This is a genomic window from Duncaniella sp. C9 (assembly GCF_004803935.1).
In the GTDB taxonomy this organism is placed as follows: domain Bacteria; phylum Bacteroidota; class Bacteroidia; order Bacteroidales; family Muribaculaceae; genus Duncaniella; species Duncaniella muris.
This window is the reverse complement of the sequence record NZ_CP039547.1, coordinates 2,546,690-2,571,055: the sequence shown is the minus strand read 5'-3', so window position 1 is coordinate 2,571,055 and position 24,366 is coordinate 2,546,690. Positions and strand designations below refer to the sequence as shown.

Below are 24,366 nucleotides of genomic sequence, written 5' to 3'. Positions count from 1 at the left end.
TCTGCGCTTTATTCTTGTGATAATATTAGTATTGCCGGTGGCAGTACCGCTGATTCTGTATGTTGCCCTCAGTCTCCCGTCAGTCCAGGGCAGCATAGCCCGGACAGCAGAAAAAGAACTCACCGGACTTCTGGGAACAGAAGTTTCGGTGGGTTCAGTGTCTATAGCACCTTTCAACCGGGTGGTACTTTCTGACGTAGGCGTGAAGGATCCGAGAGGGGAGACGGCTTTGCAGATCGGCCATCTTGGCGCCGGGATCAAGCTTTTTGAAGGGCTGTGGAACCGCCGTATTGTAATCACATATGTAGAGATCATAGACCTTGATCTGAATCTTTACCGCCAGTCGCGTCAGACACCGCTCAACATCCAGCCGATCATAGACCGGTTTAAGAAGGATGAAGACAACGGCCCGTCGAAGTTTGATCTGGCTGTAAATCTGCTTGTCATCCGCCGTTCCTGCCTGACGTATGATGTGCGTGATGCGGCACCTGCAGACTCCGGACGTTTTGACCCGGCACACATAAGAGTAGACGGTCTTAGAGCCGACCTTTGTGCGCCGAGGATTTCAGACAGCCGGATTGAAGTGGAAATCAAGCGCATGGCAGCTGCTGAAAAGAGCGGACTTGCGCTGAAAGAATTGAGAGCCGATGTTTTGGCCGACATGGAAAGTCTGACAATTGAAAATCTGGCTGTCGAACTGAACAACTCCCGCCTTGCGCTCAATGATCTGACGCTTCAGTCTCCTCTTGGCGGAGGATTTGATCTAAAGAATGCGCTGCGTTCGCCTGTGGAGACTCTGTCTGAAACCTATCTGACACTGTCAGATCTCAGCCCGTTTGTCAGAGGACTTGAAGATATTGACGTCAGGGTAGATGTGGAGATTGAAACTTCAGGTAGAGCAGACAGCATCAGCCTCGAACATTTCGATCTGTATATTCCCGAAAGTCAGGCACGTCTGAGCGCTCATGGACTGATAAAAGGCCTTCTCCATGCCAAAGATTCCTTGTCAGTGGATCTCCGCAGGCTCAATGTCAGGACCTCGGTGCCAAAGGCTCTGGATTATCTGTCAAAGCCGGCCAGCCCGCTCAATCATCTTTACAGAAAACTCTCGGCCCTGGCTCCATTAGGCGATATAAATCTGCTTGGCGATCTATCGCTTACCCCAGAGTCAATAGACTTTAACGGAGCTCTGGACACAGATTGCGGAAACATCGACATTGACTGCGGGATATTCAAAAACCGAACAGGCGGGCCGCTTGAACTGGACGGCGTGATATCATCAATGGCCTTTATGCCATCCGAACTTCACAAGTCATTGGCACCGTTGAGCAATATTGCATTTGATGCAAAAGCCGATCTTGTCATTTCGGGCAGTCGCAATATAAAAGGCATGGCAGAGCTGTCGGTCCCGGAATTGACATGGAACGGTACTGATTTTGCGGATATTAATGCCAATGCCGATTTTCGAGGCAACAGCGTTGATGCGACTGTAAGATCATCTTCTCCGGCGCTTGATTTTTCGGTGTCAGGTGGCGCTGAACTGAGCGGAACAATGCCTTTGACTGAACTCTATGCTCAGGTCAATAACATCTCGCTCGATCCATTTGTGAAAGGTGGCAGACTGAAAGGTGATCTTTCGTTTGAATTCGACGGATCTGTGCGTGGACGTAATCCGGATGTGATCAACGGATGGATAAAAGTGTCGGATTTCAAATTTTCCGGACGAAATGACAAGTCACTTTCGATTCCACGGCTTGAACTCGATGCCCACACCGGCGATTCGGCAAGAAGCATCATGCTGCGCAGTCCGCAGGTCGATGCGGATCTGTCGGGCCATTTCAGCCTCAGGAATATAGCCAATGATGTCAAGGCGGTTATAGCAAAAGTCTACCCGGCACTTTTGCCTGCTGACAGTTGTAGGGAAATATCTGAATTTCATTATGATCTTGATCTTAGAATTAAGGAAGATTCCACAATAAGCAAGTTTCTGGGGCTTCCGGCAGACATAATATATCCCGTCTCAGTACGTTCGTTCGGACGTGGTGGAGAGACGGCCTCGGTAGGGCTTGATATTGATGCCCCATATTTGCGAAACAAGGACAAACTTATAGAGGGAACGAGGCTGTCGGTGATGCTTGACGCTATCAGCAAGCATTCTGACGTGACTGCCCACACATCTTTTCCGACCAAAAACGGAATGCTTGATCTCCGGATCGGGTCTGAGGGCTCTGTCGATTCACTCGGCACTTCGATTCTTTGGAAAATAGACCGAGAGGAAGACTATCATGGCAATTTTGATTTCGCCACATTGTTCAGCCGCAGTGAAGATAGCAAAGATCTGCTGACTGATATTTCAGTTGCGACATCGCAGATGGTGTTCAACGATTCATCCTGGACTGTGAATCCGGCATTGGTTCATGTAATGCCCTGCAGAATATCCGTTGAGGGGCTCGGCGGCCATAGAGCCGGACAGTCTCTGAATATTCATGGCGTGGCGTCGGCTGACTCGATAGACCGTCTGATCGTAGACCTTGATGCCATAGACATCGACTATATATTCGACTCTCTCAATATGAGCGATGCCGTTCAGTTCGGAGGCAGGGCCACAGGTAGTTTCTATGGCATGAAGCTTCTGTCGGGTGATCCGGTGCTTTATACTCCCCGCCTTAAGGTGGAGGGCCTGAAGTATAACGGCTGTGTGATGGGTGACGGTGACATCCGCAGCTATTGGGACAATGGAAACAAGGCCGTCCGCATCATGGCGGAAATAGTTGGCGGCGGAGGCTCAAAATCGGAAGTCGACGGAGTTATCAAACCGATGAGTTCAGAATTGGATTTCACGTTTAAGGCTGATCGTGCGCCGGTAGGATTCATGGAGCCTTTCATGGCTGCTTTCACATCGAAAGTCACAGGAGAGGTCAGTGGCGAGGCCCGGCTTTACGGGACCTTCAAGGATCTGGATCTGTATGGCGATATCTATGCAAAAGATCTCAGCCTGAAACTTGATTTTACGAATACAACTTACACCACTACTGACAGTGTGCACCTGCGGCCGGGCATGATCAGTTTTGACAACGTGCGTCTGACTGACTGCAACGGCAAGACTGCAAAGCTTAACGGCTATGTGGCCCACAAGTATTTCCATGATCCGACTTTCCGTTTCGATATCACTGATGCCCGTGATTTTCTTGTCTATGACATCAATGAGAATCAGACGGAAGATCCCTGGTTCGGCCTTATCTACGGCAATGGCAAGGCTTCGGTCAGCGGAGTGCCTGGACGCGTGGATATAAATGTTGCTATGTCTACGGCCGAGCAGTCGACATTCTCATTTGTGATGAGCGATGCGGAGCAGGCCATCGACTATCAGTTTATCACTCTGCGTGACAAAAACAAGGCCTACAAGGATTCCATCGCCGCGTTGGACCCCACACCGCTTATAGTCCGTCAGCTACGCGAGCGCATACGCCGACAGGAAGAGCAGACATCGTCAGACTATGCCATGACCTTTGACGTGGGCATCAATCCGTCAGTGGCAGTTAATCTTATTATGGACCCGGTGGGCGGTGACAAAATCACGGCTTATGGTAGCGGGCAGTTACGTATGTCCTATAATAGTTCTGACGGAGACCTGCGCATGTATGGTGACTATAAGATCAACCACGGCACCTACAATTTCACTTTGCAGGACCTCATCATAAAGGAATTCAAAATACGTGAAGGCAGCAAGATCACCTTCCTCGGAGATCCTTACAGTGCTCTGCTTGACATCACGGCCTCTTACTCTGTAAATGCCAATCTCAGCGATCTTGACGAATCTTTCCTTGAAGACCGCGAACTGAACCGTACGAGTGTGCCTGTCGATGCACTGATGATGGTGCGAGGTGACATCCGTCAGCCGGAAATCACTTTCGACCTGAACTTCCCGACGCTGACTCGTGATACCTACAGGAAGGTTCGCTCTATCGTGTCGACTGAAGACATGATGAACCGCCAAATCATCTACCTGCTTGCTCTCAACAAATTCTATACGCCTGACTATATGACGGCCACCCACGGTAACGAACTGGTGTCTGTGGCATCTTCTACTATCTCCTCGCGTCTCAGTTCAATGCTCGGTCAGCTAAGTGACAACTGGAGCATCGCGCCGGCCATCCGCAGCGACCGCGGAGATTTTTCAGACGTGGAAGTCGAAGTGGCTCTGTCAAGCCATCTGCTCAATAACCGTCTGCTTCTCAACGGCAACTTCGGGTATCGCGACAATTCGATGAACAACAACAGTTTCATCGGAGATTTCGACATACGTTATCTGCTTAACCGTGCGGGCACCATACAGCTTAAGGCCTATAACCGATATAACGATCAGAACTATTATCTCAAGAGTGCTCTTACCACTCAGGGAGTGGGTATAGTGTTCAAACGCGATTTCGATAACATCTTCTCCTTCCTGAAACCCAAAAAGAAAGCAAAGAAAAAAGACCGGGAGGATGATCAGTCGGATTCTCCGGCACCTGCCGATGCGGCGAAAAAGGAGGAATCAGATTCTGAAAAAAGCGGGGAATAGGTGTAACTAAATCTCCGCTTTTATCGTCTAATTAGCATAGCACGGCATAAGATTGCAATGAAAGTCATATAAAAGAATCACAATAATCACATTTATGAGAAAAAGTATCATTTCACTGGCTCTGTTTGCCGCAGGTTCGCTTGGCATGGCGGCAGCGCCGTTGTGGCTCCGGAATGTTGCCATATCTCCGGATGGCACAACGATTGCCTTTACATATAAAGGCAACATTTTTACCGTCCCGGCAAAAGGCGGCGATGCCCGGCAGCTGACCTCAGGAGGCAGTTATAATTCATTGCCGGTCTGGAGCCCTGACGGCAAAAAGATCGCATTTAACAGCGACCGTGAGGGCTCGTTGGATATCTTTGTGGTCGACAGCAAAGGCGGTGTGCCCAAGCGTCTGACTACCCATTCAGGCAATGAGACTCCGCTTGCGTTCAAAGACAACAGTCATGTGGTGTTCAGCACAAGTGACATGCCCTTGGCAAGTGCTGCCCAGGCATCGTTCACACAGCAAGTCTACACCGTAGACCTTGACGGCGGTCGTCCTGAAATGATGGTATCACTGACCATGCCCGCGCTTAGCATCAGCCGCGACGGACGTGTGCTCTATCAGGACCGCAAAGGGGTAGAGAACATCTGGAGAAAGCATGAACGTTCATCCGGGACGGCTGATATATGGCTCATGGATAAGGACGGCAAGCATATCAAGCTGACTGATTTCAACGGGCATGACATGAACCCCGTCTGGTCAAATGACGGCCAGTTCTATTTCATCAGCGAGGAAGACGGAACCCTCAACGTCTACAAGCGTTCAGTCGACGGAACTCAGAAAAAGCAGCTCACAAAATTCAAAACACATCCTGTGCGTTCTCTTTCGGCATCTTCCGACGGGCGGCTCGCCTTCAGCTGGAACGGAGAGATATATACTATGGATGAGGCAGGTAAACCATCTAAGGTGGAAGTCAATATCATCAGTGATGACTATGCCTCGCCGACTGAGAAATCGGTGCGCCGTTCGGGAGCTTCATCTTTTGCCGTGTCTCCTGACGGTGAGCTTGTAGCATTCGTGCTCCGTGGCGATGTATATGTGACTTCGACTGAATACAATACCACCCGCCGCATCACTGACACTCCTGCCCAGGAACGAACTGTGGATTTCGCTCCTGACGGCCGCAGTCTTGTCTACGACAGCGAGCGCAACGGTCTGTGGCAGCTGTTTACCACTGAGATCAAGGACCCTGATGAAAAATCGCTGCTCTATGCTACCGAACTTGTTGAGAAGCCACTCTATAAGAGCGACAAGCCCGCATTTTTCCCGGCCTACAGCCCCGATGGCAAGAAAGTGGCATTCCTTGAAGACCGTACGACTCTCCGCGTGATGGATCTCAAGAGCAAAAAAGTGACCACTGCGCTTGAAGGTAAGTATAATTACAGTTATGCCGACGGCGATACCGGATTTGAATGGAGTCCCGACAGCCGCTGGCTGCTGACCAACTATATTGGTATCGGTGGCTGGAACAATGCCGACATCGCGCTTGTGAAAGCTGATGGCAGCGAGGTTGTCAATCTCACCGAAAGCGGCTACAGTAACGATGCTCCGCAGTGGGTGCTCGGAGGCAAGGCCGTCGCATACACTACCAGCAAATATGGCTACAAGAGTCATGGCAGCTGGGGCAATGAAAGCGATATAGTCCTCATGTTCCTCGATGGAGAGGCTTATGACCGCTTCCGCATGACCGAAGAGGAGCTTAAGCTCGCTGACAAGGAAAAAGCAGATAAGGAGAAAAAAGAAAAGAGCGCCAAAAAAGATGGCTCAAAGAAGGATTCAAAGAAAAAATCCAAGAAAGATGACGGCAAGAAAGACAGTGCCAAAAAGGATTCTGTAAAGAAAGATGATCCCGAACCGCTTGTCCTTGACACCGAGAACCGCCGTTACCGCATGGAGCGTCTGACCGGCTCTTCAGCACGTCTTGGCTCTTACTACGTATCGCCGAAGGCCGACAAGCTCTACTATGTGGCCACCAGCCCTGACGGCCGTTCTCTTTACGAGCGTAATCTGAAGGAAGGCGGCACTCGCGTACTTGTCAAGGGTCTGAGCGGATGGGGTATGATTCCTGATAAGAAGGGTGCCAATGTGTTCGTTATGGACCGTTCCGGCATCAAGAAGGTTAATCTTGCAAGCGGCAAGGCTACCCCGGTTTCCTATGAAGCGGAATACACCCGCCGTCCGTCAGAAGAACGCGAGTACATCTATGACCACATGTGGCGTCAGGTTCTTGACAAGTTCCATGACAAGAAAATGCACGGCACTGACTGGAATCTTTACAAGAAAGAATATGCCAGGTTCCTGCCTCACATCAACAACGGCTATGATTTTGCAATTCTTCTCAGTGAAATCCTCGGTGAGCTGAATGCTTCACATACCGGCGGCAGCTATTCAGGCGGCAGCGGACGGTCGGTGCTTCCTACAGCCTCACTCGGAGCATTCTATGATGAATCATTCAAGGGTGACGGTCTGAAGATACTTGAAATCGTCAAACGCGGTCCGCTATCCGACAAGAGCCTTGGTCTGGAGCCGGGCGATGTGATCCTTTCGATCAACGATTCGATTATCCGTGCAGGCAAAGACTATTTCCCGATGCTTGAAGGAAAGGCCGGGAAAAAAGTCAAACTTGAAATCAAGAAAGCCAAAGGAGACAGAAAGACAGTCTATGTCAAGCCCATCGGTGGCAGTGCTGTCAAAGATCTGCTCTACACCCGCTGGGTTGAACGCAACGAACACATTGTCGACAGCGTGTCCGAAGGTCGCATCGCTTATGTCCATGTAAGAGCTATGAACGGGCCAAGTTTCAATGAAGTCTATGACCGTCTGCTCGGCAAATACCGCAATTGCGATGCCGTAGTGGTCGATACCCGTCACAACGGAGGTGGCTGGCTCCATAACGATATTGCCATCCTTCTCAACGGCAAGAAATACGTAACCCACAGCCCGCGCGGCCAGTTCATCGGCACCGATCCTTTCTCGCAGTGGTGCAAGCCCTCGGCTATGCTTGTCGACGAAAGCAACTACAGCGATGCTCACGGCACCCCATACGTTTATCAGACTCTGAAAATCGGCGATGTCATCGGCGCTCCTATACCGGGAACAATGACAGCCGTATGGTGGGAAACTCAGATTGACCCGACAATCGTGTTCGGCATTCCGGAAGTCACCTCGCTTGACGGCAACGGAGAAATGCTCGAAAACAAGCAGCTCAACCCGGATATCGAGATCTACAACAATCCTGCCGACGTTCTCCGTGGTCATGACGAACAGCTCATCGGCGCCACCAAGCACCTGATGAAGAAAACCGCCAAGAAGTAATATACATCCGTTCCCATATCAAAAAAGATCGCTGAAAGCCCCGCGCTCTCAGCGATCTTTTTTATATGGTTTATTGTGGCATTTATCCGGATAATAGTCGACTATGAGCCACAATTGAGATTTTCTATACGACGGACGCTATTCGGCGTTGTTCCTCAACCATTCGGTACGTACTTTATCCGGCAGATGTGTCACCTTGAAATCAGAGAATGTCACATCAAAGCCATCTCCATCCGGGCAAGCGGCAAACATACCTATCCTCACCGGTCTGTTGGCTTCTAACCATGCATTGCGCATCATATAGTATGTATTGTCATCAAACGAGTAAAATATCTCTACTGCATCGAGGCGTCGCACGGCTTTTATCCATATCACATTGACAGGCTTGTCAAGAGCAATCACACTCCAGTCGGATGTATGATGTGTTACAACTGTGCTTAAGTTGTATTTTCCGTCTACAAACTCAATTCCGGTCTTGATATAATTCTCATGGTCGATTCTGATCATCATGCCAGCCTGATCAAACCGCACTTTGTAATCACCGGAAATTTTCACCTTGGCTTCAAATTCACCGCCATATTCCGAATAATAAAACGGTGCGTCATCAACGGTAAAGCCATAATGCGATATACGCCAATAATCGCTTTTGGGGGTAACATGCATGATAAGTTTATCATCGGATATGTCCCATTTCGCCGGCTCATTGAACCAGTTCATTTTTTCAAGTGTCTGTGCCGATGTCATAAAGCCGGACAAGACCATAAACAATGTTAGTATTGCTGTTTTCATCATATGGTATTTAGGAGTTGATCTGATTTAGACAGCGAAATATCATATCATTTTTATCCATGATTTTGATATGACTGTCAGATAAATTACCTTTGCAAAGGTAATGAGCTATAAGTAATTGTGCAATGGCTAAAAATAACCATTTTAATGACAATAGAGGAACCCTTGACAGGTTACTGCGTACCTCTTTGCCGCCGGATGACAATAATCGTCTGGCGGAGTTGATCAATTATGCGCATACATTGGTTAGCCTAGAAAACACAATAGTGGTTATAAGTGACATGCACCGTGGAGAAAGCCGGATTGTAATCGGAGATTTTGGCTTGAGACTCGGACTGGACGGCTATGAAAAGGAAAACTCCATATGGGAAAGCCGTATTCTTGAAATGATGACGCCTAAAGAGCAAGAGAATAAATTTATTGCAGAACTGAGATTCTACCATTTTATCAGGCATCTGCATAAAAGTAAAAGAAAACATTATTATCTTGCGAGCATACTGCGCTTTATTCTTAAAGACGGTTCAAACATGAATGTAATGCACAGAATGTATTATGTTTATAACAATAAGCAGGAAAGGGTATTATATGCGGTTTGTCTATATAGCCCTATGGCATTTGCTATGAAATGGCGGAATCAGGCCGTCAATTCGCTAACCGGTGAAGCCGTAGAATTAGCTGAAACTACTAATGCCAGCATACTTGGACCGCGTGAATGTCAGGTGCTCTCATTGATTGATCAGGGTCTGAAAAGTGCAGAGATTGCAGCCCGTTTAAATATCAGTGTACACACAGTCAGCCGTCATAGGCAAGAAATCCTTGCAAAGCTGCAAGTCAAAAACTCTATTGAGGCCTGTCGTCTGGCAACGAGAATGGGGTTGATATAAGAGTTACTCTTAATAATTTTCTTATATCTGCTCCTTCTAAAAATAACATACTCGTCTTAAGTTAGAGATAATCAGAGCCGTATTGGGGTGATGCGGCGGGTGGGGCGGTTGTCTATGATCAGGGGGACGTTCTCGATGGTGACGTTGCTGGTGTCGAGGCCGAAGGCTTCGGCTGCGTCCATTTCCATGTGACGCAGGAGCGAATGGAGATTCATCAGGCGTTTGTCTGATGCGTCACATTGGCTCGACTGTGAAAAGAGGCGGTGGATGATGATGAAACTGAAATCTCCGGTGATGCCGTGGCGGCGTAGGGAGGTGTAGCTGCTTGTGAGGTCAATTTCACCTGAAGCCACGAGGTCTTCGATGGCCTGGCGCAGGTAGACGCTCACTTGCGGGCGGATGCGGAATCCGATGCGGAATTTGAAACTGATGAGGGTACCGGGAATGAGCACGGTAGGCTCATATTCGAGAGTGTCAGGAGCATCGGTGAACTCTACGCGGACAATCCAGTAGTGGTCGGCGCGTTTCGGGCGTTTGTTTATGATGGAGTAAATCAATTTGCTTTCCACCTCGTCGGCGCTGCGTGATCGGCTGAGATAGACGAGATTCGAGGAGTATTTCGGTATTTCGCTGTCAGCCTTGATGTCGGAAATAATGTCCGTGTAGTCGGCAAAGCGGTAATATTCTATGAATTTGCCGCGGATCAGAGTGGCTTTGTACCATACGATCATCACCGAGCAGACTATGCCGGCTATGAGCACAGTGAACCAGCCGCCATGCATGAATTTAAACATGTTGGCCACAAAAAAGGCTCCTTCGATCAGCAGGAATGTCAGGGTGAATAGCGCCACGATCCATCGCCTGACACCTTTGAGATGGAGGTAGAAGGCGAGGAGTATGGTGGTCATCAGCATGGTTATTGTGATGGCCAGTCCGTAGGCGGCTTCCATGTGCGATGATGTGCGGAAAAGCAGGATGGTAAGCACACAGCCTATGAAGAGTGCGAAGTTGATCAGGGGGATGTATAACTGTCCTTTGATCGTGGATGGGTATTTGATGCGCTGCCTTGGCCAGAAATCAAGACTCATGGCCTCGCTGAATATGGTAAACGAACCGCTCAGGAGTGCCTGGCTTGCGATAATGGCCGCTCCTGTGCTGATCAGGATTCCGGCCGGGAGAAACCAGCGGGGCATGATGGCATAGAAAGGATTGAGGCCGGCCGTGTAGCTTTCGGCCTGTGCGATCAGCCATGCGCCCTGGCCGAGGTAGTTAAGTATGAGCATTGTCTTGATGAAGGCCCAGCTGTAGGTGATGTTCTTGCGTCCGCAGTGGCCGAGATCCGAGTAGAGAGCCTCGGCTCCTGTGGCACACAGAAAAACAGCTCCGAGTATCAGAAACCACCCCGGATAGTCGATCAGAAGTTTCACTGCATACCAGGGATTGAACGCTTTGAGAATGGGCCAATGGGCAGGCATCTGGCATATGCCGAGAATGCCGAGCATAAGAAACCAGCCGAGCATGAAGGGCCCGAAAAAGTTGCCGATGGTCTTGGTGCCGAGTCTTTGGACAAGAAAAATTCCGGAGATGATGACAAGGACTATAGGAAGGATCGGGGCCTGTGGCTGAATGTCGCGCAGACCTTCTACGGCAGATGTCACGGTCATGGCCGGTGTGATCACTCCGTCGGCTATAAGAGCGCTTGCCCCTATGGCTGCAAGAACATAGAGCCAGCGGTGTCGCAGATTTTTGAGCAGGGAGTAGAGAGCAAGGATTCCGCCCTCGCCTTTATTGTCGGCGCGGAGTGCTATGATGACGTATTTGAGTGTGGTCTGCAGGGTGAGAGTCCAGATTACGCATGACACAGCTCCTATGATATAGTCGGCTCCGGCATGGGGGTTGGCTCCCATGATGGCCTTCATGACGTAGAGCGGCGAGGTGCCGATGTCGCCGAATACGATGCCGATTGTTACGAGCAGTGCGGAAAAGGAGACTTTGTGAATATCAGGACTGGCAGTTGCGGATGATGTAGACATAGGCGATGTTGCGGATTGGACTGATTGTTTTTTATGAAGTACGTGAAATCAGCACGGCGACATAGGCTATATAGCCCAGCGTGAGCACTGCTCCCTCGGCGCGGGTGATTGTGCGCTGTCTGAAGAACCATCCGAAAATCCAGAAGAGCAGGCTTGCTCCTGTGAGCACAAGCAGATCGAGGTTTCCGATGTCGCCGAAGCGCAGAGGTCTTACGGTAGCCGTAACGCCGAGAACCATGAAAATGTTGAAAATATTGCTTCCAATGACATTGCCGAGCGCTATCCCGGTTTTACCTTTGAGTGCGGCAGTGATAGATGTGGCAAGTTCAGGGAGCGAAGTGCCTGCGGCTACTATGGTCAGACCGATTATAGCATCGCTGACGCCGATCGCCGAAGCTATGCCCGATGCACCTGCCACAAAACGGTCACCGCCATAAATCAGAGCGGCGAGACCGCCTATGATCCATGTGACGGCTTTCCACAGCGGCATTTCCTTTACCGGGGTCACGGAATTCGATGTCTGTTCCGGTTGCGGAGCGGCTTTGGCCTGCGAGAAAGTGTAGCGCATGAAGATCGCGAAAAAGAGCAGCAGAAGGATACCGTCGACACGCGATATGGCCGGTGCGGAATCTCCGTTGAGCAGCGGACCGTTGCCGATGGCAAGCAGCGCAAGGGCCGAAAGAATTACGAGCGGAATTTCATTGGTCATGATGCTGCGCTCGATCCGTATGGGAGAGAACAGGGCGGTGACACCTATAATTACAAGAACGTTGAAAATATTACTGCCGACCACGTTGCCGACGGCCATCTCAGCGCTGCCGTTGAGCGCTGAGATGAAACTGATTGTAAGTTCCGGAGCGGAGGTGCCGAAGGCCACGATGGTAAGACCGATCACAAGATCGCTGACTCCCCACCTGCGGGCTATGGCCGAAGCTCCGTCGGTAAGGGCGTTGGCCCCTACAAGAATGAGCACAAGGCCTAACAGAAGAAAAATGATGTCGAGAAACATAGTCTGTCGGAAAATAAATAGTGAAACGTGAAACCGGCACGTTGATTCCATATGCCTTTAGCCTTGAAACAAACCGCCGGGGATGATTGTTGATTTAGTGGTGCAAAGATACTCAATTATGGACATTCAGGCGCATGAAAAGCTATGAAGAGACCGTTAAAATATTTTTGAAATATCTCAAATAAGGTTTATCTTTGCGGAAACGAAATCAGAAATAGTTATCCTTACAACATACCTGTACCACACAAATTATTATCATGGAAAATAACAAGAACATGTCAATGAGTCGCAACCATGTGGAGCGGACATTGGGAAAGCCGGCATCCGAGTTCACACGGGCCGATATTATAGAGTATATCAGGCGTGAAGGAATCGAGATGGTCAATTTTATGTATGCCGCCGCTGACGGACGGTTGAAGACTCTCAACTTTGTGATCAATTCCCAGGAATATCTGGAGACCATATTGTCGACGGGCGAACGTGTCGACGGGTCGAGCCTGTTTCCGTTTATCGAAGCCGGCCGCAGTGATCTTTATGTCATACCCCGCTATTCATCGGCCTTTCGCGATCCGTTTGCCGAACTGCCTACTCTGACGCTCCTGTGCAGCTATTTTGACAAAGATGGGCAGCCCCTTGACAGCGATCCGCGCCGTATTCTCGAACGTGCCTGCAAGGAATTCACCGAGGTTTCAGGTTTGGAGTTCGAATGTATGGGCGAACTTGAGTTCTATGTTATCGGAGCCGATACCGGTATGTTTCCGGCCACAGATCAGAAGGGCTATCACGAATCCGGACCTTTTGCGAAGTTCAATGACTTCCGCACCAAAGCCATGTCGCTGATTGCATCGACCGGCGGCCAGATCAAATACGGCCATTCGGAAGTAGGCAATTTCAAACATAATTCCCTTATTTACGAGCAGAATGAGATTGAGTTCCTGCCAAACCCCGCACTGAGTGCCGCCGACCATCTTCTGCTTGCCAAGTGGGTGATCAGAGAACTCGCCGCTAAGGAAGGCCTCAACGTCACATTCGCGCCCAAAATCACTGTCGGTAAAGCCGGGTCAGGCTTCCATATCCATATGCGTCTGATGAAAGACGGCCATAACATGACCCAGAGCGCCGACCGCACTCTCAGCAATGAAGCGCGCCGTGCCATTGCCGGTCTCATGACTCTCGCTCCTTCAATCACAGCTTTCGGCAATGCCAACCCGACGAGCTATCTGCGCCTTGTGCCTCATCAGGAAGCGCCGACCAACATATGCTGGGGTGACAGAAACCGCTCAGTGCTTGTCAGAGTTCCTCTTGGCTGGACTTCGGGCAAAGACATGTGTGTCCAGGTCAATCCGGCTGACAGATGTGAGATCGAGACTTATGGCAAACAGACGTTTGAGATGCGTTCGCCGGACTGCTCGGCAAATGTCTATCAGCTGATGGCTGCGCTCTGCGTGGCTGCCCGCCTCGGTTTCGAAATGGACGAAAAAGACGCTCTTGATATCGCATCACGCACTTATGTCGATGTGAATATCCATGCTAAAGAAAATGCCGAGAAGCTTGCAGGTCTTGAAACTCTTCCCACCTGCTGCGTTGAGTCTGCCGAGTGTCTTGAAAAACAGCGTTCGATCTACGAGAGCCGCAATGTGTTCGCACCCGCGATGCTCGATGATCTGATCAGCCAGCTCAAGGCATTTGATGACAAGATGCTCGCAGCCAGAGTGAATGCCGATCCGATAGAGCTGCAGAAGCTTGTCAACCGCTATTTCTATTGCGGATAAGCATTCTGCATGGCGCTATCGGCAAACAAGAAAAGAACCGTAATATAATCATTCTTATAACATCACCCTCAGACCACATTGTAGTTATGTCTGCCCAGCAACGTATCACCGAACTCCGAAAAGAACTTGACCGCCTGAATCATGCCTACTATGTAGAAAATTCGCCGTTGGCGAGTGACTACGACTATGACATGATGATGAAAGAACTTGAAAAACTTGAATCCGAACACCCTGAATTTGACGATCCGCTCTCACCGTCACATCGCGTGGGATCCGATATAACCAAAGGGTTTACCCAAGTGGCTCATGTCAGGCCGATGCTTTCGCTGGGCAACACCTACAGCGTGGAAGAGGTGGATGACTGGATTCGCCGCTGTAATGACTTGCTCGGAAATCTTGAAGGGCTTAAATCGGTGCCAATAGTCGGCGAAATGAAGTTTGACGGAACCAGTATCTCGCTTATCTATGAAAACGGGCGTCTGGTCAGAGCCGTGACCAGAGGTGACGGGGAGAAAGGCGATGATGTGACTGAGAACGTCAAGACTATACGCAGTATCCCCCTGGTGCTTCAGGGATCGGGCTATCCGCAGTCATTCGAGATCCGTGGCGAGATAGTGCTCCCTTGGAAAGCATTTGACCGTCTGAATGAGGAGCGAGCTTTCAATGAAGAGCCTCTGTTCGCCAATCCGCGCAATGCAGCGGCCGGAACTCTTAAGATGCAGAATTCAGCCGAAGTATCGCGCAGAGGTCTCGATGCATATTTCTATTATCTGATTTCAGATGAGCTCCCGGCTGACAATCATTATGACAATATGATAGCTGCCCGGTCATGGGGATTCAAGGTCAGCAATCTGATGACTCTGATGGATTCGATCGAGGAGGTCGATAGTTTCATCACTCGCCTTGACCAGGAGCGCAAGGAGTTGCCGGTCGCTACTGACGGGCTTGTTTTCAAGGTCAACAGTCTTCGCCAGCAGCTGAATCTTGGCTATACATCCAAATCGCCCCGCTGGGCGATTGCATACAAATTTTCGGCAGAGCGCGCCCTGACCCGCCTGCGCTTCGTTTCGTTTGAAGTCGGTCGCATGGGGGTGATAACCCCGGTGGCCAATCTTGAGCCGGTGCTGCTTTCCGGCACGATTGTGAAACGGGCTTCGCTTCATAATGAAGACATTGTCAAGACTCTTGGAATCCATGAGCATGACATGCTCTATGTGGAGAAGGGAGGGGAGATCATTCCCAAGATAACCGGAGTTGACGAGGCGGCGCGTGAAGAGGGTGCGATGCCGATAAAGTTTGTGACCCATTGTCCGGACTGCGGCACTCCGCTTGTGCGCATTCCCGGCGAGGCGGCATGGCTCTGTCCCAACAAGTATGGCTGCCGTCCGCAGATCATCGGACGTCTTGAGCATTACGTAGGCCGCCACGCAATGGATATTGACGGAGTGGGAGAGGAGAACGCCGCTCTGCTCTATGATGCCGGACTTGTCAGAAACATTGCTGATTTCTATATTCTGCAGGCCTCTGATCTGGAGCAACTCGACCGCATCGGTCCGCGTTCGGCTCAGAGGATTCTTGAGGGTGCCGAGAAATCGAAGAGTGTGTCGTTTGACCGGGTTGTCTATGCGCTTTCAATTCCGTTTGTCGGAGGGACTGTGGCCAAAAAGCTTGCCAAGGGGACTCGTGACATTGACACTCTGATGGGCATGAGCCGTGATGAGCTGGTGGCTATTGATGATATCGGTCCGCGTATAGCCGATGCTGTCATTGAATATTTCAGTGTTGAATCAAACCGTGAGATCATAAACCGCCTCAGAGAGTATGGGCTTCAGATGTCATTGCCTGAAGAAGAGGAGTCGGAGAAGTCCGATCTGCTGGCGGGCAAGACAATAGTGATCAGCGGAGTCTTTGCCCGACATTCCCGCGAGGAATACAAGGAGATGATCGAGCGCAACGGAGGTAAAAATTCCGGCTCGATCTCGAAGAAGACTTCATTTGTACTTGCTGGTGACAATATGGGGCCGGCTAAACTCGAAAAGGCCAAATCTCTTGGAGTCCCGGTCATCAATGAAGACCGGTTCCTTGAAATGCTCACGGAATAAAAAGTATTCCTTGTTTTGAAAAACAGATAAGATCAGCCGTCTGTGACTCGGAATGTAAGAGTCACAGACGGCTGTCTGTTTTCGGGATTCGGTATTGGGAAATTACAGAGATATTCCTTTATCTTTGAGGAATTCCTTGTAGACGCGTGAAAACTGCTCGTTGGCGGCTTTGGGATAGCGTATTTCGGCAAAAACCTGTGCGAGATTCTGTTTGCCGTTTTCAGTTACAAACTTCATGGATGCCGGAGTGGCTTCTTCGGCGGCATAGAATTCGCGGATTTCTGCGTCAGTCGGATTGTGATAGCTTTCCGAGTGGACCACGGCATCAAGCGGCAATCGGTCCTGAAGTTCCGGAGTTTCGGCGGGATAACCGACGGTGACGGTTATGACCGGGATCACGTCAGACGGAAGCGCGAGCGCATCGGAAATCTGAGAGGCGTTATAGGTAGTAGTGCCGAGATAGCAGGTGCCGAGGCCTTCCATTTCAGCTACAGTGCAGAACTGCTGTGCGAAGATAGAAGTGTCGATTACGCCCCAGGTGAACCCCTGGAGGTTGTTCATGCCACCCTGTGTGCCATTGAGTTCACACCAACGGTTGAAACGGTTCAGATCGAGGCAGAATGTAAGCACTGCGGCGGCGCCTTTGATAGCCGGCTGGCAGAAATGGGCCGGAGCAAGGGCTGCGATCTTTTCCGGATCGCGGTTTATGATTACGGAATAGATCTGCATGTTACCGGTATTGGCCGCACGCGATGCCTTTGCAAGCAGTTCGCGCAGAAAAACTTCGCTGACGGGGCGGGACAGATCGTATTTGCGTATAGTCCGTCGGGTAGAAAAGTAGTTATTTTTATCCATTGATGCTGTTATCAGAGTTTGACAATAATCAAAATTGAAATCGGGCTGCAAGTTACAACTTTCCGGTAAGATGTAAATAACTTTAAGTGCGAAATTTTGCTTTATCGGAAATAAATGTCCAACTTTGCAGTCTCTAAAACTGCTTCTTAAATATCACTAATGGAAATAGATAAATACACTTTCGAACAGGCTTTCAACGAGTCTGTCAAGTATTTTGACGGAGACGAGCTCGCTGCAAAAGTCTGGGTCAGCAAGTATGCGCTTAAAGATTCATTCGGCAACATCTATGAACTGACTCCTGCCGACATGCACCGCCGTCTTGCCAACGAGTTTGCAAGGATTGAGAACAAATATCCCAATCCCCTCAGCGCGCAGGAAATCTATGAACTGCTTGACGGATTTAAATATGTGGTTCCTCAGGGGAGTCCTATGGCCGGAATCGGCAATAACTTTCAGACCGGATCGCTGTCAAACTGCTTCGTGGTAGGTCTTGACGGACATCCCGATTCATATGGCAGCATCATGAAGGTGGATGAAGAGCAGGTGCAGCTGATGAAGCGCCGAGGCGGAGTGGGTCACGATCTCAGCGATCTTCGTCCGAAGGGAATGCCGGTCAAAAATTCCGCGCTGACCTCAACCGGACTTGTGCCGTTCATGGAGCGCTACTCCAATTCAACCCGCGAGGTGGCGCAGGACGGACGTCGCGGTGCGCTGATGCTCACCGTGGCCATCAAGCATCCTGATTCGGAACGTTTCATTGATGCCAAACTTGAACAAGGCAAGATTACAGGAGCGAATGTTTCTGTCAAGATTGACGATGAGTTCATGACCTGTGTGGAGCGTGAGGAAAAATACACATGCCGGTTCCCGATCTATGGATCTGATCCGCAGGTGAAGACTGAGATCAACGCTAAGGCTCTTTGGAACAAGATTGTCTACAACGCTTGGAAATCGGCTGAACCCGGAGTGCTGTTCTGGGACACAATTCTGCGCGAATCTGTGCCTGACTGCTATGCCGATCTCGGATTCCAGACTGTTTCGACAAATCCGTGTGGCGAGATCCCTCTCTGCCCCTATGACAGTTGCCGTCTGATCGCCATAAACCTCTATTCATATGTAAAGAATCCTTTCACATCCGAGGCCTATTTTGACTTCGATCTTTTCAAAGAGCATGTCGGAAAAGCCCAGAGGCTTATGGATGACATCATTGATCTTGAAATGGAAAAAATCGATGCCATTATCGAAAAGATCAAAGCCGATCCTGAAAACGAAGAGGTAAAGGCTACCGAGCTGAATCTTTGGGACAAGATCAAGAAAAAAACGCTCAAGGGACGCCGTACAGGCCTCGGCACTACAGCTGAAGGCGACATGATCGCGGCTCTCGGCCTTCGCTACGGCACATCCGAAGCCACCGTGAAGTCGGTAGAAGTACACCGCGCTCTCGCGCTTGCAGCTTTTGCCTCTTCGGTCCAGATGGCCAAGGAGCGCGGAGCTTTCGAGGTCTATGACGCTGCCCGCGAACGCAACAACCCTTACATCAGCCGTATGCGTGAGGCTTGCCCGGAACTGGTGGCTGATATGGAGGCCAACGGTCGTCGCAATATAGCCTGCCTGACCATAGCACCCACAGGAACCACATCGCTCATGACCCGCACCTCATCAGGAATCGAGCCCGTGTTCATGCCGGTCTATAAGCGTCGGCGCAAGGTCAACGCCAATGATGCGGATGTGCATGTTGATTTCGTCGACGAGTCTGGTGATGCTTTTGAGGAATTCGTGGTCTATCATCCCAAATTTATCGAGTGGATGCGCATCAACGGCATAGAAGTGCGCAATGATTACACTCAGGCAGAACTTGACTCACTTGTGGAGCGCTCTCCGTATAACAAAGCGACAGCCAATGATATCGACTGGCTTGAAAAGGTTAAAATGCAGGGCGCTGTGCAGAAGTGGGTGGATCATTCTATTTCCGTTACCATAAATCTTCCGGCCGATACGGATGTTGAACTTGTCAACCGCCTCTATATGGAAGCCTGGAAAGCCGGCTGTAAAGGTTGTACGATCTACCGCGATGGCTGTCGGTCCGGAGTGTTGATCTCGGCCGATGAAAACAAAAAGAAAGACCGCGAGAAGGGTGTGGATACTCCGGCTGATCAGGAAGCGAAAGACGGAAAGCAGTCCGGCACACCGGAAATACCCGCGGTCCATCCTGTGGGCAAGCGTCCGATAGAGCTTGAAGCCGATGTGGTCAGATTCCAGAACAATAAAGAGAAGTGGATTGCGTTTGTCGGTCTGAAAAACGGACAGCCATATGAAATTTTCACCGGTCTTGCTGATGATGAAGACGGTATTTTCTGTCCGAAGTCAGTGTCGAAAGGAAAAATCATCAAGGCTACTGACGACAAGGGAAACAAGCGATATGACTTCCAGTTTATCAACAAGCGAGGCTATAAGACAACTATCGAAGGCCTTTCTGACAAGTTCAATCCCGAATACTGGAACTATGCCAAACTCATTTCCGGAGTGCTCCGTTACGGAATGCCGATTGACCAGGTGATAAAACTTGTCAACGGTCTTGAACTCGACTCGCAGTCGATCAACACCTGGAAAATGGGTGTTGAACGCGCGCTGAAAAAGTATCTGCCGTCAGGCACTCCGGCCGGAGGCCAGAAGTGTCCTAACTGCGGACAGGAAACACTTGTCTACCAGGAAGGATGCCTGATCTGTACATCATGCGGCTCCTCACGCTGCGGATAAGATCAGAGAATAGATTTTAGCGTGACCGGGGTATTGTGGTCTGTAAGATAGAGCTGCTCGCGTGGCTCGTAATGGTCTGAAAAAATCGAGGCGGCAGTGTCAGTCATGGCATTGCCGCTGACTTTTATGCCTGCCATTTCAAAGGCTGAGGGGCAGAATGAGCGTGAGGTGGAAATCAGACATGAGATGTTTCGGCCTACGGCTGCTGCAATATCAGGATATGATTCTCGATATCCGGCGGACAGCCATGCGATCATCGGGACATGGACCTGATAGAGGGTGGGGCGCGGAGAGGCGTGGAGGAAACGGCCGGAGCCATTGTCAAATATGTCTTCTCCGTGGTCAGATGTGTAGAGCAGGCCTGCAAATGCTCCGTCAATGGAGTCGAGCCGGCTGATGCAGTCGGTCAGCAAGCGGTCTGTGGCCACGATGGTGTTGTCATATGCATTTATGAGTTTGTCGCGGTTGCTCTTGGTGGCTTCGGTATAGTCACACGGGGTAAACAGTTCGTCGTTTTTGGCATAACGGTCGAGATAGTTGAAGTGTGAGCCGTAGGTATGGAGGACTATGAGCTGCTTTAGAGCTTCCTGGGCGAGGATGTTGTCAAGCCAGGGAAGGAGATCGGAATCAGGTCGGCTGTTGCGGCTGAGCGATGTGGCGTTGTCATCGAGCTCTTTGATGAAAACGCAGGTGTCACTCTCTTCTGCAAAGAAGTCGATGAACGAGCGGTTGTAGCGCTGGTTCGACAGAAAGGCGGTGGAGAATCCGGCTTCCTTGAATGCCGTGATGAGGCTTTTCACCTGATAGATATCGGTGTTGAAATCTGTAGCATTGACCGGACTGAGCAGCATCGGTACGCTCTTGTGGGTGGTGTTGCTCTCGCTGTAGGCTTCAGGTGCGGCATAAATGTCATTGCGATCGGCCAGCCGGGGATTGGTCGGACGGTTGTAGCCAAGAAGTTGCCAGTTATCCGCACGTGCGGTCTCTCCGACAACGAGGAGATAGATTTCACGCTTATCAGACGGATGCACCGAATGTGCGTCATATTTGAAATTGGCTGATGTTTCGGAATAGCGGCCGGTCTTGGCAGTGCGGTCAAAAGCAAGATACACGTTGTAGCAGACATTGGCCGGATAGAGATGATCAGTGACTGCATATGTGCCTCCGGAATAGCTGAGTGCAAGGCTGATGAGCCCGGCTGCCGTCACTCCGGCAGATAACAGACAGTTCTTTTTCAGAAATTTTTCAGACAGACGGACTTTTTTGCGGATGAATATCACACCATTGGTCAGTGACGGGACGTAGAGGACCACGACGGCAATGATTACCGGGAGCATATTGCCGAGCAACTCGGCAACTTCAGAAGTATTTGTGGTCACAAGGTTCAGGAACATGTCGACCGCGATGACGCTCCGTCCGTAGAGATCAAGCAGGACAATCTGGAAAGCTGCAAAAAATATCAGCGGAAACATCAGCCAAATGCTCCGTCCGAACTTCGGCGAAAGGCTTGACAAAAGCCAGATAATGCCTGCGGGGAGCAGTATGTTTGTCAATGCTCCGGCAAGAGAGAGCTGTTCGGTGAATGAAAGTATGAAATTGGGGAGGAGGAGAGTCAACAGAAAATAATAAAAAGCAAAATACTTATACATGTGCATTATGGCTGATTGCTGATTCCTTGATTAGTCTGAGAGTTTGTTTAAAAACAAACTCTGAATATCCTGGTGAAGAGTCTGCTCAGAAAGCCTCGTTCAGGCCGAACATGAAGCCGCTGGAATGTTTGCCGAAACCGATGTCGACCCGGACGTTGGCGTTCTTTTTGAATTCCCACCGGTATCCGATGCCGTATTCCGGCAAAAGACGGTCAAACCGGATGTCGGAAAGTTTGTGATATATGCTTCCGACTCCACCCCAGACGGCAATCCCGGAGCGTCGGTAGATGTGCTGGCGAAGTTCCACGGCCATGTCTGAGGCGCATTTGTCGCGATAGCGGCCTTCATAATATCCGCGCATGGCTCCGCCGCCAAGAAATGGCAGTTTTCCCCAAGGAGTATTGCCGTATGTCCATTCGCTATGGAAGTGAGAGGCAAGAATCGCACCGGCCCAAAGCGGAGAATAGATGTTGAAGTTTATTTCCGTGCTGGCAAAGTCATGATTCCGATTTCCTATGAAGCGTGGAGCAAAAAGCTGTATGAGTTCGAAGAGCACTCCGGAATGCGGATAAGTAAGGTTGTCGCGCAAATCATATTGCAGGCGCCCGCCGACCTCAGCAGAAAAATAGCGATGGTCTTCGCCTTGCCAGGGTGTAGGATCGGCTATACTGCCGGCGCTGGTATAGCTTAATTCAACCGCCGGCCCAAGATACAAGCCTGGAGCCAGCCGCCATTCATAGTCGCCAGTGAGCGTCAGATCAAAAAGATTGTATTTGGTCTTGTTGGCATTATCGTTGTTCCATGTATAGCCGATTCCCCAGAAATATGTGGAAAACGACTGAAAGTCGAGCGAATAGTTGACACGCCTGGAGTTGAACGGGTAGACGTGAACACCGTCGATCCCGACAGAGTAGTATCCTTTGGTGGCAATGTCTCCTTTAAGTGATATATTTGAAGCGGGGAGCAGTGTGTCTGTCGGGCATGTCGAGTAGTCTCCTGCAATAACGATGCCTAAGCCGAGACCTTTTTCCGATGAATAGTGCGGACCACCGAGAGGAGTGAAGTTTGGACGGGTGGTAAGTTTGCGCTTGTTGGATTGATCGAAGTAGTGGATAAGCCGGCCTATAATGCCTTTATGCTGCTGCGGGACGGAGTCTGCCGGTTCAGACGCCGCCATAGACAATGGCTTTATAAGCAATAAAATTAGCAATATGTAAACGAAGCGTGTGTGTTGTTGCTGCATGAGTGCAAAGTTATGCAAAAATAATCATATATTATGAACGGTTTTGTAGCTGAAACGGTTTTGGAAATTGTCTAAAGTTCATATTGCTGTGTTTGTGGAAACCGGCGTGATTTCAATGGGGTGATTGTCTTGTTATTCCAGTTGTGTGGCGGCTAAAGAGTAGACGCTGATACGAGTGGCGGGAGATGCTTTTTTTATGGCTTGGGCACATGCAAGAATAGTCGAGCCTGTAGTGATCACATCATCAACCAGAAGTATGTGACGGTCTGCGATAAGTTCCGGATCCGGCAGTGAATAAGCCCCAATGGTGTTCTGCAGTCTGGCATGGATATCTTTTCGGGTCTGCGAACGGTGCCATGAGGCTTTCAGAGGTGTTTCGACCGGCAGACCGCATACATGACCGAGGCCTTTTGCAATTTCTTCAGCCTGATTGTAGCCTCGTTTTATCTTTTTCAAAAAGTGCAGGGGCACAGGCACAAGGGCGTCGATATCGTCAAAGAATCCGGAGTCAGACAATTCTTTGGCGTGGAGCGATGCAAAATGGCGTCCTACTTTCGGGCGGTTGCGATATTTGGTGTCATGGATTATTGCCGTATATGGGTTGCCTCGGCGGTAGTAGAACATCGAGGCCGTTTTTTCGATGCGGCAGGATGGGGAGAACAGCCTGTCGGCAAGGGAGTTGGATGCTGATTTATGGAAATTGGTCACAGGCATGTCAAGCAGACATTGCAGGCAGATGAAGTCTTCGCCGTCAACGAGCGGACGATGGCAGACAGTGCAGACGTCAGGGAAGATTATGTTGACGAGTCCACGAAGCCAGCGGCCGGCAACCGCAAAACTGTTGTTAGGAATCATCTGAATCAGGTTTGTAGTTTCTCATCAGGTCTGCTATCAGCGGATATTCAAATCCACGCTGCATCGCATATCTGGTCACTTTTATTTTGCTCTCTCGGCTCAACGGCCACTCTTTCATTGACCGGATTTTGGAGGCGATGACTCTGAGGGCTATAGCGGAGTATTCTTCATCTTCGAAATCGTCACATGCGCTTTCTATTATATCCGGAGGCAGGCGTTTTGCCCAGAGTCCCTGCCTGATTTTCCTGCGGCCCCAGCCACTGAAATGAAGCTTATCATGGGCATAGGCTTTAGAGAATCTGCGGTCATCAACGAATTTGAGTTCGATGAGCCGTGAGATCACTTTGGCCGCAACTCCGGCACTTACACCGCATGATGACATTTTTTTCAGAAGGTCAGGAGTGCATTGCTCACACTTGGCGCATAAAGCGGCCATGCGGGAAAGCGCATTTTCATATGTCAGAGGAGGCTGGCGTCTGAGCATGGTGTG

14 protein-coding genes are annotated in these 24,366 nt (G+C 50.1%); 6 read left to right on the top strand and 8 right to left on the bottom strand.

Annotated elements, in window-relative coordinates:
• The first annotated feature begins 37 nt into the window (after window positions 1–37).
• A complete protein-coding gene (locus tag E7745_RS10770; protein WP_136408817.1) occupies window positions 38–4,564 on the top strand; it encodes a translocation/assembly module TamB domain-containing protein in 4,527 nt (1,508 codons plus the stop codon).
• 94 nt (window positions 4,565–4,658) lie between these two features.
• Complete coding sequence (locus tag E7745_RS10765) at window positions 4,659–7,928, top strand: S41 family peptidase (RefSeq protein WP_123398887.1); 3,270 nt, start codon at window positions 4,659–4,661, stop codon at window positions 7,926–7,928.
• 138 nt (window positions 7,929–8,066) lie between these two features.
• On the opposite strand, the gene E7745_RS10760 is transcribed toward E7745_RS10765, so the two are convergent.
• Window positions 8,067–8,717 carry a DUF1349 domain-containing protein gene (locus E7745_RS10760; RefSeq protein ID WP_124075628.1) on the bottom strand — a complete coding sequence of 217 codons (651 nt, stop codon included), beginning with the start codon at window positions 8,715–8,717 and terminating at the stop codon, window positions 8,067–8,069.
• A gap of 125 nt (window positions 8,718–8,842) precedes the next feature.
• Between E7745_RS10760 and E7745_RS10755 the strand changes: the two genes are divergently transcribed.
• A complete protein-coding gene (locus E7745_RS10755) occupies window positions 8,843–9,601 on the top strand; it encodes a response regulator transcription factor (protein WP_124075620.1) in 759 nt (252 codons plus the stop codon).
• A gap of 71 nt (window positions 9,602–9,672) precedes the next feature.
• On the opposite strand, the gene E7745_RS10750 is transcribed toward E7745_RS10755, so the two are convergent.
• Window positions 9,673–11,634: a KUP/HAK/KT family potassium transporter gene (locus E7745_RS10750; protein WP_124075619.1), complete on the bottom strand. Its 1,962-nt coding sequence runs from the start codon at window positions 11,632–11,634 to the stop codon at window positions 9,673–9,675.
• Between the two features lie 31 nt (window positions 11,635–11,665).
• Window positions 11,666–12,643 (bottom strand): calcium/sodium antiporter, encoded by a 978-nt coding sequence (locus E7745_RS10745; RefSeq protein WP_136408816.1) that lies wholly within the window; start codon window positions 12,641–12,643, stop codon window positions 11,666–11,668.
• A gap of 257 nt (window positions 12,644–12,900) precedes the next feature.
• Here E7745_RS10745 and E7745_RS10740 point away from each other — a divergent pair, with 257 nt between their 5' ends.
• Both E7745_RS10740 and ligA read left to right on the top strand, forming a co-directional pair.
• Window positions 12,901–14,415: a glutamine synthetase family protein gene (locus tag E7745_RS10740; protein WP_123398890.1), complete on the top strand. Its 1,515-nt coding sequence runs from the start codon at window positions 12,901–12,903 to the stop codon at window positions 14,413–14,415.
• Window positions 14,416–14,501: 86 nt separating this feature from the next.
• On the top strand, window positions 14,502–16,517 hold the full coding sequence (gene ligA / locus E7745_RS10735; protein WP_136408815.1) for an NAD-dependent DNA ligase LigA: 2,016 nt from the start codon (window positions 14,502–14,504) through the stop codon (window positions 16,515–16,517).
• Window positions 16,518–16,619: 102 nt separating this feature from the next.
• Here the strand turns inward: ligA and E7745_RS10730 are convergent, their stop codons facing one another.
• On the bottom strand, window positions 16,620–17,372 hold the full coding sequence (locus E7745_RS10730) for a nitroreductase family protein (RefSeq protein WP_136408814.1): 753 nt from the start codon (window positions 17,370–17,372) through the stop codon (window positions 16,620–16,622).
• Window positions 17,373–17,531: 159 nt separating this feature from the next.
• Here E7745_RS10730 and E7745_RS10725 point away from each other — a divergent pair, with 159 nt between their 5' ends.
• Entirely contained in the window at window positions 17,532–20,129 is a 2,598-nt protein-coding gene (locus tag E7745_RS10725) for an adenosylcobalamin-dependent ribonucleoside-diphosphate reductase (RefSeq protein ID WP_136408813.1), read from the top strand.
• A 2-nt stretch (window positions 20,130–20,131) separates the two neighbouring features.
• Here E7745_RS10725 and E7745_RS10720 read toward each other — a convergent pair whose 3' ends face one another.
• The 4 genes from E7745_RS10720 to E7745_RS10705 form a co-directional block, all read right to left on the bottom strand.
• Window positions 20,132–21,778 carry a phosphoethanolamine transferase gene (locus tag E7745_RS10720; protein ID WP_168182101.1) on the bottom strand — a complete coding sequence of 549 codons (1,647 nt, stop codon included), beginning with the start codon at window positions 21,776–21,778 and terminating at the stop codon, window positions 20,132–20,134.
• Window positions 21,779–21,863: 85 nt separating this feature from the next.
• Window positions 21,864–22,955, bottom strand: coding sequence for a BamA/TamA family outer membrane protein (locus E7745_RS10715; RefSeq protein WP_161553530.1), 1,092 nt, complete (start codon window positions 22,953–22,955; stop codon window positions 21,864–21,866).
• A 198-nt stretch (window positions 22,956–23,153) separates the two neighbouring features.
• On the bottom strand, window positions 23,154–23,876 hold the full coding sequence (locus E7745_RS10710; RefSeq protein WP_123398895.1) for a ComF family protein: 723 nt from the start codon (window positions 23,874–23,876) through the stop codon (window positions 23,154–23,156).
• Complete coding sequence (locus E7745_RS10705) at window positions 23,866–24,360, bottom strand: regulatory protein RecX (RefSeq protein ID WP_124075618.1); 495 nt, start codon at window positions 24,358–24,360, stop codon at window positions 23,866–23,868. The genes E7745_RS10710 and E7745_RS10705 overlap by 11 nt, the downstream gene beginning before the upstream one ends.
• Window positions 24,361–24,366 lie beyond the last annotated feature (6 nt).